This window comes from Arthrobacter sp. YA7-1, assembly GCF_025960325.1.
Classification (GTDB): domain Bacteria; phylum Actinomycetota; class Actinomycetes; order Actinomycetales; family Micrococcaceae; genus Arthrobacter; species Arthrobacter bambusae_A.
In genome coordinates, this window is sequence record NZ_CP110114.1 from 447,684 (window position 1) to 460,811 (window position 13,128).

General features: G+C 66.7%; 11 protein-coding genes. 4 read left to right on the top strand and 7 right to left on the bottom strand.

The genetic code is table 11. From position 1 onward, the window contains the following. Positions 1 to 57 precede the first annotated feature (57 nt). Positions 58 to 690 carry a winged helix-turn-helix domain-containing protein gene (locus OIT41_RS02195; protein ID WP_264637319.1) on the top strand — a complete coding sequence of 211 codons (633 nt, stop codon included), beginning with the start codon at positions 58 to 60 and terminating at the stop codon, positions 688 to 690. Beyond that, complete coding sequence (locus OIT41_RS02200; protein ID WP_264637320.1) at positions 683 to 1,375, top strand: SRPBCC family protein; 693 nt, start codon at positions 683 to 685, stop codon at positions 1,373 to 1,375. The genes OIT41_RS02195 and OIT41_RS02200 overlap by 8 nt, the downstream gene beginning before the upstream one ends. A gap of 99 nt (positions 1,376 to 1,474) precedes the next feature. Here OIT41_RS02200 and OIT41_RS02205 read toward each other — a convergent pair whose 3' ends face one another. Next, the gene (locus tag OIT41_RS02205) at positions 1,475 to 2,047 is read right to left on the bottom strand and encodes a TetR-like C-terminal domain-containing protein (RefSeq protein WP_264637321.1); all 573 of its coding nucleotides are present in this window, start codon (positions 2,045 to 2,047) and stop codon (positions 1,475 to 1,477) included. A gap of 92 nt (positions 2,048 to 2,139) precedes the next feature. Here OIT41_RS02205 and OIT41_RS02210 point away from each other — a divergent pair, with 92 nt between their 5' ends. Next, complete coding sequence (locus OIT41_RS02210; protein WP_264637322.1) at positions 2,140 to 2,628, top strand: DUF4188 domain-containing protein; 489 nt, start codon at positions 2,140 to 2,142, stop codon at positions 2,626 to 2,628. A gap of 70 nt (positions 2,629 to 2,698) precedes the next feature. On the opposite strand, the gene OIT41_RS02215 is transcribed toward OIT41_RS02210, so the two are convergent. Then, positions 2,699 to 4,183 carry a PLP-dependent aminotransferase family protein gene (locus OIT41_RS02215; RefSeq protein WP_264637323.1) on the bottom strand — a complete coding sequence of 495 codons (1,485 nt, stop codon included), beginning with the start codon at positions 4,181 to 4,183 and terminating at the stop codon, positions 2,699 to 2,701. 59 nt (positions 4,184 to 4,242) lie between these two features. Between OIT41_RS02215 and OIT41_RS02220 the strand changes: the two genes are divergently transcribed. Further along, on the top strand, positions 4,243 to 4,863 hold the full coding sequence (locus OIT41_RS02220) for a YczE/YyaS/YitT family protein (protein ID WP_264637324.1): 621 nt from the start codon (positions 4,243 to 4,245) through the stop codon (positions 4,861 to 4,863). Positions 4,864 to 4,957: 94 nt separating this feature from the next. Here OIT41_RS02220 and OIT41_RS02225 read toward each other — a convergent pair whose 3' ends face one another. The 5 genes from OIT41_RS02225 to OIT41_RS02245 all read right to left on the bottom strand — a co-directional run bounded on the left by OIT41_RS02225 (position 4,958) and on the right by OIT41_RS02245 (position 13,099). Then, entirely contained in the window at positions 4,958 to 5,830 is an 873-nt protein-coding gene (locus OIT41_RS02225) for an Fpg/Nei family DNA glycosylase (protein ID WP_264637325.1), read from the bottom strand. Further along, positions 5,823 to 10,841 carry a DNA glycosylase AlkZ-like family protein gene (locus OIT41_RS02230; RefSeq protein WP_264637326.1) on the bottom strand — a complete coding sequence of 1,673 codons (5,019 nt, stop codon included), beginning with the start codon at positions 10,839 to 10,841 and terminating at the stop codon, positions 5,823 to 5,825. Before OIT41_RS02230 ends, OIT41_RS02225 begins: the two co-directional genes overlap by 8 nt. 79 nt (positions 10,842 to 10,920) lie before the next feature. Then, entirely contained in the window at positions 10,921 to 11,556 is a 636-nt protein-coding gene (locus OIT41_RS02235) for a DUF4232 domain-containing protein (protein ID WP_078106671.1), read from the bottom strand. Positions 11,557 to 11,661: 105 nt separating this feature from the next. Then, entirely contained in the window at positions 11,662 to 12,390 is a 729-nt protein-coding gene (locus OIT41_RS02240; RefSeq protein ID WP_241709638.1) for a YcnI family protein, read from the bottom strand. Positions 12,391 to 12,475: 85 nt separating this feature from the next. After that, positions 12,476 to 13,099, bottom strand: coding sequence for a hypothetical protein (locus OIT41_RS02245; protein ID WP_241709639.1), 624 nt, complete (start codon positions 13,097 to 13,099; stop codon positions 12,476 to 12,478). Positions 13,100 to 13,128 lie beyond the last annotated feature (29 nt).

Genomic DNA, 13,128 nt, shown 5'->3' on the forward strand with positions numbered 1-13,128 from the left:
CTTCCGACGATAAAATAGTTCTTGACAATAAAAGTTGTCGGTGGCCAGAATGGAAGCATGTTGGACATCGAAGTGATCGAGGATCCCGCCGCGGCGGAAGCGTCGTTGGACCCGATCCGCACCCGTATTCTGCAGGAGCTTGTCGAGCCCGGTTCCGCCACGCAGCTGGCGGTCAAAGTGGGCCTCCCCCGGCAGAAGGTCAACTACCACCTCAAGGCCCTCGAGCGGCATGGGCTCGTCGAGCTTGTGGAGGAGCGGAAAAAGGGCAACGTCACCGAACGCGTTTTGCGCGCGACGGCGGCGTCGTACCTGATCTCGCCGGTGGCGCTTGCATCCGTGGCGCCGGATCCCCGACGCTTCTCGGACCGCTTTTCCGCTTTCTGGCTCCTGGCCCTCGCGGCCCGGACCGTCCAGGAGATGGGCAAGCTGATAGCAGGCGCCGCAGCGGCCAAGAAGACGCTTGCGAGCTTCGCGATCGACGGCGAGATCACCTTCCGCTCGGCGTCGGACCGCGCCGCTTTTGCCGAGGAGCTCGGCGTCACGGTGACCCGGCTCGTGGATAAGTACCACGACGGCGGAGCTGCCGCGGTGGCGAGCGGCGCGCGCAAGCACCGGCTCGTCGTCGTACTTCATCCCGCGCTCAAGACAAATACGCAGCACTCTCCAGAAAAGGAACAGGACAATGACTGACAACCGTGAATTCGAAATCGTGGCCGACACCGAACTGCCCGGCACTCCTGAACGGGTCTGGCAGGCTGTCACCCAGGACACCTCGGCCTGGATGTTCCCCACCGATCAGTGGCCGGCCGTGAAAACCGTCGACGAATACCCCACCCACCTCGTGACCCGGATGGAGGGGCCGGACGGCTGGTTCAACCAGCTCGAGCACGTACTCGAACCGCTCGACGGCGGCCGGGCCAAGCTGCACTATGTCCACAGTGGCATCTTCGCGGACAACTGGGAGGGGCAGTACGACGGCGCCAGCAAGCACACCGAGTTCTACCTGCACACCCTAGGCCAGTACCTTCAGTACTTCGATGGCAAGCCTGTGGTCTTCACCGACATCCAGGGTCCGGCGGCCTCGCAGACGCCCGACGGTTTCGTGAAGCTGAAGAAAGCGCTCGGCGTGGACGGTATTGCGCAGGCTTCAACGGTTCAGGTGGACGTCGACGGCGTGGGGCGGCTGAGCGGAGAGCTCGACTTCTCCAACCAGCACTTCCTGGGCCTGCGGACCGCCGACACGCTGTACCGCTTCTTCGGCCGCAACTCCTTCGGAGCCCCCGTGGGCATGACGGTGCACGATTTCAGCGGCAGCGGCGATTCCGAACTGACCGCCAAGGCCTGGGGCGGGTTCCTGGAGACGGTGTACGCCTAAGTCCTCCGACGCGTAGAACGCGCCGACGCGCAAATGGCCTGGCGACCCCGGAATTCCGTGGTCGCCAGGCCTTTTGCGCGTCGCAGGGCAATTCGGGCGTCATTGCCAGCCGCGTGCCACGGCGTCCAACGATGCGGCGTAGATCCCGTCCCAGTCGGTTCCGGAGTCCTTCATGTTCGCCAGTTCCAGGCTCACGAGTCCGTGGACCTGTCCCCAGATGGACATGGCGATCGTCGCGGCTTCGGCATCTCGAACGGTCCCCGCTTCCTGTGCGGCATTCACGGCTTCCACCAGCGGAAGCATGGCTTCCGAGGCGACTGCCGGCGTCGGGCTGCAGTCCACATAGCTGGCAAGCGCGCCGCCAAACATGAGCCGGTACAAAGCCGGGTGTTCCAGCGCCCAGGAACGGTAGGCGAGGCCCAGGCCTCGGAGCCCGCCGCTTTCGGCGGCCCTCTGCGAGTCGCCGAACGAGCGGAATCCGTCGTCGACGGCGGCCGTCAGCAACTGGGCCTTGCCGCCGAAAAGCGAGTAGATCGCCGTCGTTGAGGTCTGGGCTGCCGCGGCAACGTCCCGGAGCGTGACTCGCGCGGGGCCATCCCGGTCCACGAGCTCGGCGGTTACCTGGAGGAGCCGCTGCCGGACGAGCTGGTCATGAACGATGGGTCTTGCCATGCCATCAAGTGTTTCATAACATTGTTTCGTAACGACGTTATGAAACTCGACCAGCGGAACTTGAGCTACCGTTCCCAGACCGAAGGATTCAGATGGCACAGGAAATCTTCCCGGGACGCTTCACAGCGGACACCGGGCGCGAGTCGGTGACCGTATTCCTTATCGGAATGCGGGCCAATCGTTGGTGGAAGATCGGCAAGGTGGCGCGCGTGGCCTCGGCGATGCCCACCATGCTCCGCCATCTCGCCGAGCATCCGGAGTCCGGGATGCTCGGCTGCGAACAGTGGCTCGGGCGCACCACCATGTTGCTCAGCTATTGGGAGAGCCCAGAGCATCTCAGGCGCTTCGCCGCGGACAGGGATGCGCCGCACTTGGGGCCGTGGCGACGCTTCATGAAGGAAGTCTCGGGAAGCGGAGACATCGGCGTGTGGCACGAAACCTATCAGGTGCCGGCGTCGGGAATCGAGGTGGTCTACAACGGTATGCCGCAGTTTGGCCTGGCCAAAGCCACCTCGCATTTCCCGGTCGGTCCCGGCAGCAACACCGCCAAGCAGCGCATGGGCTCCGGGCGACCCAACTGACTCGCAATAAATGTCGTTCTGAGCCTTCAAAACGACAACGAATGCGAGCTAGTTGGGGGAGGCGCGGGATTTAGGCGACCGCGGCGGGTTCCTTGGGCGCCTTCAGGGTGGTCCGGAGCTGCGGTGAGGCGTCGATCCGCGCTTGGGCATCGCGCAGTGCCAGCACCGCCGTCTCGAGTTGTGCCGGGGCCAGCGTGTACGGGACGCGCATGAAATGTTCGAAAGCCCCTCCGACGCCGAAGCGCGGCCCGGCTGCCAGCCGGACGCCGAAGTCCGGGGCGACGACGGTGAGCGCCGTGCTCGACGGCGTGGGCAGCCTGCACCATGCTGTCAGCCCGCCGCGCGGACGTTCCACGTGCCAATCGGGCAGGTGCTCGGCCAGTAGTCCGAGGAGCGCTTCCCGGTTCTGCCGCAGCTCCGCTAGCCGGGCGTCCAATGGTTCGGCGAAGGCCCTGAGCAACCGGGCCGCAGCCAACTGCTCGACGACGGGCCCACCAAGATCCATCGTGGTCCGGGTCTGCACGAAGCGACTGATCGAGTCCTCATCTGCGCGGATCCACCCCGTCCGGAGCCCGGCCCAATGTGATTTGCTGAGCGAACCGATGGTCACCACGGCGGGACTGAATGCCGAGAGCGGCGAGGTATTGACGGCGTCGAGGTTTAGCTCCCGGAGCGTCTCGTCCACTACGAGGACGGTGCCCGTCCCCGCCGCCTCACGCACCAGGCGGCGCCGCTGAAGATTGGACATGATCCGCCCGGTGGGGTTGTGGAAGTCCGGAACGAGGTAGGCCATGGCCGGGCGTTGGTGGCGCATTGCCGCCACCAACCCGTCGATATCCCAGCCGCCCGACGCCGGCTCGACGCCACCGCCCGACGCCGGCTCCGCGACAGGCGGCATGGGCACCGGTACCGTGCGGGAGCCCGAAGCGCGGATCGCGTCGAGCGCGTTGGGGTAGCTGGGATGCTCCACGAGGACCTTCTGCTGCCGCCCGGCGAGGGTCCTCAAGATGATGTTCAGTGCATGCTGGGCTCCCGAGGTCACCAGTATCTGTGCGGCCGTTGTGGGGATGCCGGCTGCCGTGTAGCGGTCCGCGATGGCCTCCCGGAGCGGCGGGAGGCCCACTGCGTCGTAGCCAAAACCGGGCAACAGTGCCGGGAGGTCGATCAACGCGTCGGCGAATGCCCGGTGCACCACCTCGCCCGTGGCCGGCAGCGAAGCGTAGGCGAGGTCAAGGATCCCCTCCGGAGCGGCCAGTCCCGGTCCACTGACCGGAATCGTCCGGTGCGGAATGCCCGTCCGGCCCCGGCTGCCTTGGCCGCCACGGAGGAATCCTTGCTCGCGCAGGCTGGCGTAGGCGGCGGTGACTGTGGTCCGGCTGACGCCCAGGGCGACGGCAAGCGCCCGTTCGCTGGGCAGCGCGACATCGAGCGGGATGCGCCCGTCCATCACCAAAAGGCGTACGACGTCGGCAAGCTCGCGATAGGCGGGAGCGGCGCCGGTGTTCCACGCCCCGAGGAGACGCAGCATGGCTGTGGGGTTCAGGGATCCGGGCATAAGACCAGTATTGCAAACTGGCTATGGAAAGCAAGGCCAGTTTTCGGGAGCATGGTTCCATGATGACCCGCAGAATCACCCAGCTCCTGATCGGCCTCGCGATGTACGGGATCTCCCTGGCCATGTTCATCCGGGCCGGCCTTGGCCTGGATCCCTGGGACGTGTTCCACCAGGGCGTTGCGGGGAAGATCGGGTGGAGCATCGGCACCGTCGTGGTGGTTGTCAGCTTCCTGGTGCTGCTCCTCTGGATACCGCTGCGGCAGATGCCCGGCTTCGGAACCCTGGCCAACGCCGTACTGGTGGGCGTGTTCGCGGACATCGGACTGGCCCTGATCCCCGCGTTCTCGCACCTGGGCGGCCAGATCGGCATGCTCGCAGGCGCCGTGGTCCTCAATGGGATCGCCTCCGCTTGCTACATCGGCGCACGCCTTGGCCCGGGCGCCCGCGACGGACTCATGACGGGACTCGCCCGCCGCACCGGATGGTCGGTGCGTTTGTCCCGGACCTTGATCGAGGTTGTTGTGCTGGGCGTGGGTTGGCTGCTGGGTGGCTCCGTCGGCGTCGGAACCGTTGTGTACGCCTTGGCCATCGGCCCGCTGGTGCAGTTGTTGTTGCCCCTGTTCACAGTTCCGGTGAAGGCTCCCTTGGCTGTTCCCGAGACGGTGCCGGCCGCTCCGTGACACGGATTCTTCCTGGCGATGCGCGAATTTCCCTACGCGCCCGAATTCCGGTGTCGCTGGGGATTTCCCGCGTCGCCAGGCGGATTGGGCAGAGTTAAAGAGCCGGCTGGCACTCGGGGCAGAAGTAGATGGTCCGGTCCTCCATCCCCGACGCCGGTCCCAGCATCCCGCGGCGAATCGGCGTACGGCAACGAAGGCACGGTTGGTGCTCGCGGCCGTACACCCAGTAGCCGGAGCGGGGAATCCCTCGGACTCCGGGGAACGCAGTGCCGCGCGTGATCCTTCGCCCCGGTCCTAAGTTGGCCTCGAGCAGGACCTTGGCTTCCACGAGCATCCCTGCGAGGTCGGGTACGGCCGATACCGGCGTGGCCGGATGCACCCCGGCCAGGAAACACGTTTCGCAACGGTAGATATTGCCGATACCGGCGAGGTTCCGCTGGTCCAACAGTGCGACGCCGATCGGTGCGTCCGGTGCGGCCCGGAGCCGACGAACAGCCTCTTCCGCGTCCCAGTCGGGCCCGAGCAGATCCGGGCCCAGATGCCCCACCGCGCGGGACTCGTCCGGGGTCGGGATCACTTCCAGGACTCCCAAGGAGAAGCCGACGACGTCGGCCGTCGCCGTGCGGAGGACGCACCTGGCCGTGTGGCCGGGTTTCCTCCAACGGCCGCCGGGGGCATAGACCTGCCAGCTTCCCTCCATTTTCAAGTGCGAATGGATGGTCAGGGTGCGGCGGGGTGGTCCGGCCGCCGCCGTACCCGCCTCCACCGGTCCGGGCCCAACGTCCGCCGGTTCCACCAAGCGCATGAGCAGGTGCTTTCCCCTCGGCACCACCTCGGACACGGCCCATCCGGCCAGGTTGAGCGTGGCAAACCTGGGTACCCGGAAATCGGAAGAGACCAGTGTTTGCCCGGCGAGGGCTTTATGCAGCTCCGCGGCAGCCCGCCAGACCGAGTCGCCTTCAGGCACGGATCCTCAATCCCTTCGGCGTGGAGTACGCCCCGGCAGCCGCAAGCGCTAATGCCACGGGGGTGTCCAAGAGGTCATGACCGTTGACCTTTTCCATGATCAGTTTGTCTACCGCTCCTCGCCGCACAACTCCGACGAGCGCGGCAGCGGCAGCCGCCAGGACGTCGTCGTCATGGCTGAAAGTGAGCAGGGTCTTCCCGCCGCGTTCGACGTACAAAACCAAGGCGCCGTCGACCATCACCACCAGGGCACCTGCTTTCCGCCCCGGACGGTGACCCGATCCTGCGTCGACGGCCAACGCGGGCCAGGGGAGGGCTGCGCCGTAGGGGTTGGCGGGATCCGTGGATGCAAGGGCCAAAGCGACAGGCGCGGCCTTGGCGAGTTGGGCATCCTCCGTGAAGGAACGTAAGCGGTCCACCGTTGCCGGAACGGCGAACTGGGCTGCTCCGAGGTGCTCGATGAAGTAGCCGCGGCGGCACCGCCCGGCTTCTTCGAGGCGTGAGAGGACCTTGTACATCAACCCGAATCCGCCCACGATGTTCTCCACCATGACGGAGCCGCGCGTCACGATGCCGTACCTGTCGAGGAGGAGTTCGGCGGTGCCGCGCGCATGGATGGTGGGGTCGACCTCAGGTGCCGGCAAAGCCGACCAGCGGCCGACGGCGAGCGGAGGAGTGGGAGCCGTACCGGAGACCGAGCCGTAGCGTCCGCCCGTGAGCCCGGGCGACCCCATCAAGCCCGTGCCATGCGAACGGCCGAGCCTGCTCATCCGCAGCGACCGGGCACGCGGCGGCCGGGCCGGCTGCTTGTGCGCCGTGCGGCCGCCCGCAATCATCGCGCGGACGGGGGCGAAGGTGTCTCCCGTGATGCGGCCGGCCCAGACGAGATCCCACAGGGCGGCGACCACGGCGTCGTCGCTGAGGACCGCATCCATGCCGCCGGCAACCTCGGTGAGTTGTCGGAAGAAATAGGCGCCGCCACCGCCTTGCAGATATTCCAGAAGGCGGAGCTGGGCATCGCCTGGCTCGAAATCAGGATCCGGGTTGAGCGTCAGTTCCGCGGCTTCAGCCACGTGGAGGCTGATCCAGCCGTCGTTCCCGGGGAGCGAGCCGGCTCCGGACCACAAGACTTCGCCTGCGGCCATGAGCTCATCCAACATGGCCGGCTGATAGTCGGAGATCCGGCTGGCCAGCACCAACGGTTCCCAGGCCGACGCCGGAACGGGCACGCCGGAGAGTTGATCGATGGCCGTCATGATGCCGTCGAGCCCCCGCAGTGCCGAGGCGCCCCTGCCTCCAAAAGAACCAGGGCCCCCGGAAGAGGGCGCGGACACGTTTTGCCAGGCCGGCAGGAAGCGCCCGTAAGCAGCCGCGTCCACCGGCTCCACTTCGGCCCGCAACGCCGCCAGCGAACGACGCCGGAGCTTGCGCAGGACCTCGGAATCGCACCACTCGCTACTCATTGGGATCCCGCGGAGCGGAATGGCCGGGAGTTCCGGCGCCTCAAACAGCTCCGGTCCCTCATCGGCCACCGTGTCCGGCGCACTCGGGTGCGGACGGAACTCGCCCTCCACCACACGCCCGTCGGCCGCCAAGCGTTTCAGTGCTGTGCCCACGACGGCGACACCCAGTCCCAGCCTCGTGGCGGCCTCCTCGGCCGTGAACGGTCCGTGGGTTCGTGCATAACGGGAGACCAGATCCCCGAGTGGATCATGGACGGGTTCAATGAACGCCAAAGGCACACCCATGGGCAGCGGAACGCCGATGGCGTCCCGGAGCCGGGCCGCGTCCTCAATGGCGGCGAATCGTTCGACGCCGCCGAGCGTCACCGTGAGGGCGCGGTTGGCCTTGCGTAGCGCCGCCAGATGCAACGCAGCCAGCTCCGTTTCGGCGGCCGATTTCACCGCAGCCGGTTCCGCGGAAGACTCCACTCCTTCGGGCTGCAAACGGGCGGCCACTTCTTCGACACTCAAGGGGCCGAGCAGTCGCAGCAAGTCCGCCACGCCTTCCACGCCTCGGACTTGCCGGTCCGGTGCCAGCCGCTGGAGTTCGAGCTCGGTAGCCTCAATGACCTTGGCATCCAGGAGCTCGCGCAGTTCCACCCTGCCCAGGAGCTCGTTCAGGAGTGTGGAGTCGAGGGCCAAAGCCGCGGCCCTGCGTTCGGCGAGCGGGGAATCGCCCTCATACAAGTACTGGGCAACGTAGCCAAAGAGCAGCGACTTGGCGAACGGGGACGGCTGCTGGGTGGTGGTCTGTACCAAGCGCAGCTCCCGGCGCTCGATCGAAGCGGCAATGTCTTTCAACGCGGGGAGGTCGTAGACGTCCTGCAAGCATTCGCGCACTGTCTCGAGCACGATGGGGAAGGACGGATATTTCTTGGCGACATCCAGCAATTGCGCCGAGCGTTGCCTTTGCTGCCAAAGCGGTTGCCTTTTCGCCGGATTTTGCCGCGGCAACAACAGCGCACGCGCGGCGCACTCGCGGAAGCGGGAGGCGAACAAGGCGCTGCCGCCAACCTCCGCCGTCACGATCTGCTCAAGCTCGTCGGGGTCAAAGAGGAACAGCTCCGCTCCGGGAGGTTCGTCTTCCATCATCGGCACCCGCAGCACGATGCCGTCGTCGGCGGCCATGGCGGAACCGTCCAGACCGTAGCGCTGCTGGAGCCGCTGCCCGACGGCGAGGGCCCACGGCGCGTGGACCGGCATGCCGAAGGGGCTGTGCAGGACTACCCGCCAGTCGCCGAGTTCGTCGTGGAACCGTTCGACCACCAGCGTCCGGTCATTGGGGACGACCTCCGTGGCCTGCTTCTGTTCGCCCAGATACTGGAGCAGGTTGCCGGCGGCGAAGTCGTCCAGCCCGCTGGCCTTGCATCGTTCCAGCGCGGGACCTTGATCCGATGCGGAGAGCTCGCGCACGAATGCTCCGAGCGCCCGGCCGAGATCCACCGGCCGGCCGAGGGAATCGCCTTTCCAGAAGGGGAGCTTTCCGGGCTGGCCGAAGGCGGGGGAGACAAGGACGCGGTCGTGCGTGATGTCCTCGATTTTCCAGCTCGTGGCACCGAGGGCGAAGACGTCACCTACCCGGGATTCGTAGACCATTTCCTCGTCGAGCTCACCGACGCGTCGGCCGCCTTTGGCAGCGCGCGACGCCGGACTCGGCTCCTGCGCGGACGCCGCACCGTCCCTGCCGGAGCCGGACTCGGAGGCCGAACGGGACCCGGACCCTTCGCTTTCCGTGCCGATGATGTACACGCCGAAAAGGCCGCGGTCCGGGATGGTTCCGCCCGAGGTCACGGCAAGGCGCTGTGCCCCGGGCCGGCCTTCGATGGTGCCGGCGTTCCGGTCCCAGATGATGCGCGGCCGGAGCTCGGCGAATTCGTCCGAGGGATACCTGCCAGCCAGGAGATCCAAAGTGGCTTCGAAAGCGGAGCGTGGCAGGGTGGCGAACGGAGCGGAGCGGCGCACGGTGGCGAACCATTCCTCGACGTCGATGCTTCCCAGCGCGGTGGCGGCGACCGTTTGTTGGGCCAGGATGTCCAAGGGGTTGGCCGGAACATGGAGGCGTTCGATCTTCCCGCCCAGCATCCGTTCCACCGTGATGGCGGTGTGGACGAGGTCTGCCCGGTGTTTGGGGAAGAGCACCCCTTCGGAAATTTCGCCCACCTGGTGGCCCGCGCGGCCAACCCGTTGCAGTCCGCTGGCCACCGACGGCGGCGATTCGACCTGGACTACAAGGTCCACGGCGCCCATGTCGATGCCGAGTTCCAGCGACGACGTCGCTACAACACATCGCAGACGGCCGGACTTGAGGTCGTCCTCGATGAGTGCGCGTTGGTCCTTGGACACGGAGCCGTGGTGCGCGCGGGCCAGGACCGGATCGGCGCCGCTGGTGCTTCCGGCCTGCGCCATCATGCGGGCGGGTGTCGCCGTCGAGGACGGCGGCCCCGAGTCCAGCACCGAATCCGCCGGGGCCGCAAACACATCCACCGCCATGAGCTGGCGTTCTGCGTAGATCTCGTTCAGCCGGGCCGTGAGCCGCTCCGCGAGGCGCCGGGAGTTGGCAAACACAATGGTGGACTGCTTCGACAGCACAAGGTCAACGATCTTTTCCTCAACATGCGGCCAAATGGAGGCTTGTGGTTGCAGTCCGGAGGCCGGCCCGGAGTCGAAGGCGCCGGCAGCTCCCGCAAGGTCGGACATGTCCTCCACAGGGACGCTGACGCTGAGGTTCCAGTTCTTGTGCGACGGCGGTGCGACGATTTCCACGGGTGCCGAACCGGCGAGGAACTGCGCGACGAGCTCCCGCGGCTCCACGGTGGCCGAGAGGCCGATCCGCTGGGCGGGCTTCGGCAGCAGAGCATCGAGCCGTTCCAAGGACACCGCGAGGTGCGCGCCGCGTTTGGTACCCGCAACTGCGTGGACCTCGTCGACGATCACAGTGTCCACTTCGCTCAGCGTCTCCCGGGCCTTGGACGTCAGCATGAGGAACAAGGACTCGGGCGTGGTGATGAGGATGTCCGGTGGGTGGCTGAGCAGCGCGCGGCGGTCCGCCGTCGTCGTATCTCCGGAACGGACGCCGACGCTCACCAGCGGGGCCGGCAGTCCGAGCCGTTTGGCGGTCTGCGTGATGCCGATCAGCGGCGAGCGGAGGTTCCGTTCGACGTCGACGCCGAGTGCCTTCAGCGGTGAGATGTACAGGACGCGGGTCTTGCGCTTGGGGGCTTTGGCGCGGGCGCGGCTGCCAGCTTCCTCAAGCCCCGGGAGGGCGTCCGCCGACGCGGCCGGGGAAACCGACAGGAGCCGGTCCAGCGCCCACAGGAAGGCCGCGAGCGTCTTGCCGGAACCGGTGGGTGCGACCACCAAGGCGTGCGATCCCGAAGAAATGGCCTTCCATGCGCCGTCCTGGGCAGGGGTGGGCGCGGAGAAAGCTCCGAGGAACCACTCGCGCGTGGCACGGCTGAAGCGGTCCATGGCCGTGTCGCCAGAACCGCCCGGTAGCTCCTGCTCCTGCATTCCTCCATCATGCCTCACGGCACTGACACAACCTCACGGCACTGACACAACAAGGAACAGCGCAGGAATAGGAGCAGCGCTACCCCGCCTGGAACGCCTGGACGCTCAAAAGGTTGATATTGGTGTTGCTGCAGGCCGTACGCTGCTGCGGGATGAAAAGCGAAGCGGTGTCCTCGGGCGGGTAGACCCGGAACCCCGCGGCCTGGGCCTGGGTGCACTCGGGGTAGTTGCCCGCCTGGGTGTAGCGGAGTTGGGCGAAACCGGCCTTCCCTGGAGCGAGAACCACTTGTGTCACAGGCTGGGAGTCGTCGCGCGCGGCGGCAGCGCCGATCGGATCGCCTGTAGCTCCGGACGTGAGTGAGACACCCGGGAAACCATTCAGGACGCAGGGTTCCGTGCCGGTGTTGGTCAGGATGAGTTTCATGTAGACGCTGCCTGCCGCTCCGCCGCCGGTGGAGTCGACAGAAGCCGTCAGCGAGCCCGCTTTGCAGAGAGCAACGCCGGATGCCGTCGTTGTCCCGGAGCTCGATGGGCTGGCGCTGACGCTGGAGCTCGGAGTACTTGAGGCCGAGGTTGACGTCGAGGCCGAAGCCGTGTCGCTTGGCGCGGCTGTGCCCGAGGGCTGGGCTTGGCTTTGGGCACAGCTGGAGAGCAGGAATACCGAGGCTGCTGCCATCGTGAGCAGGAGACCGTTCTTGACTCGCATATTCGTCATGCGCACAGCATTTCGTCGACATTTGCCGGAGTCAACTGCGGCGCGGCAGCGGCGCCGGATTGGCGTCCGGATCGTAATGTTCCGGACGCCCACCCACCGGACTCGTTACTTGGGCACTGAAGCCTTGGCAGAACGGCTGCGGAAGAAGGCCGCGCCACCCAGCCCAAGCCCAGCTACTCCGGCGATCAGCCCGGCCCAGCTGCGCGCCTGTGAGCCGTCGTCGGTCACCGAGGCAGCTTGCTCTGTGGAGATCGACGCAGCCACGTGACCATCGCCCGCGGCCGCATCCGCGGCTGTGACGGCCACTGACGGCGCTGGAGCCTTGAGCGAGTGCGGGTCCTGGCCGTCCTTCGGGATTTCAGCCCAGTTTGTCTGCCCCTGCTCGCAGTTCTGGAGCGTGGGGAAGTAGAGCGTCTTACCGGCGGCGTCGGGCAGCTTCACGGACAGGACCAGCGCGTCGCGCAAGTGCGGGTCCAGTGGAGCCTTGGCCGTGTAGACAATCTGGCTGGTGCGCTTGGTGATTGATGTGCCGTCGGCCAGCTTCTTGGGCGCGGGCAGCGTCTGCGTCACTTTCTCGACCGTCCAGTTGGGGTTCACCGTGGGCGTGGCGTCCGTCAGTTCCTCGGGCAGGTTGATGGTCAGCTTGGTGGTGCCCGAAGTGTCGCAGCCATGCGGGACACCGAAGGTCAACAGAGCATACGAGTTGGCCGTGGTCTTGTCCGGGGTGACAGAAACGTGGGCAGATGCGCCCGCGAGCCCGGCCATCATCAGCGCGGCGGTCCCGCCGGCGGTTGCTGTGGCAGTAAGGGCACGGCGGAGTGGGGACTTGTTCATGGTTGTTGCCTTTCAAAGGGCGCGCGAAAGCGCGCCAAAGTGCGGGGATATGCCCGTCACCAGTTAAAGGCGGTGCCGGGCGGAGTCAGGAGGGTACGACGACGGCGGGCGGGCCGCGTCTGCTGTCTTGCCTGAGGTTCCGCCACGGGCGGGGGATGAATACGGCAGGTGCGCTGAACGCAACAGCTGCGCTGCCGGCGTCGGGCCTGAAGACCAGACGGATGAGCCGGAGGAGGGGACGGAGCCAAGCCTCGAGCTGCCACAGCGCCTGCTCGCCCTTGGCCAGCAGCAAGGCCGAAGCGGCTGTCGCGAGGGCATGCCCCGTCAACATCAACCAGCTGAGGGGAGTGTCGGCCTCGTGAAAATGTACAGTTTCGGCTCCCAGCGGCGGCGAAACGTGCTCGGCCGCGAGGTGATGTGCCGGCGATTCCGGAGCCGGGCCCATGAACGGACCGAATGCCATAAATGCTTCGTGCAGGACCAGCTGGCCGGCTCCCAGAAGGAAGGCAATAACCGGGAAGCCGAGCTTGAACCGGGTAGCAAGCGTGGTGACGAGCCCGGTCAATGCGAGGACGGCCAGCAGGACCGGTGTGACGGGAAGCGCGCCGCCGGAGAGGACGTGGGCCCCTGCTGCGAGGGCAACAATGGCCACCGCCAGAGCGGCCGAACGCAACGCATGGAAGGGGGTCCGGGCAGGCGATGAGCGCACGGGTTCCTCCCTCGGTAGCGTTCCAGCAG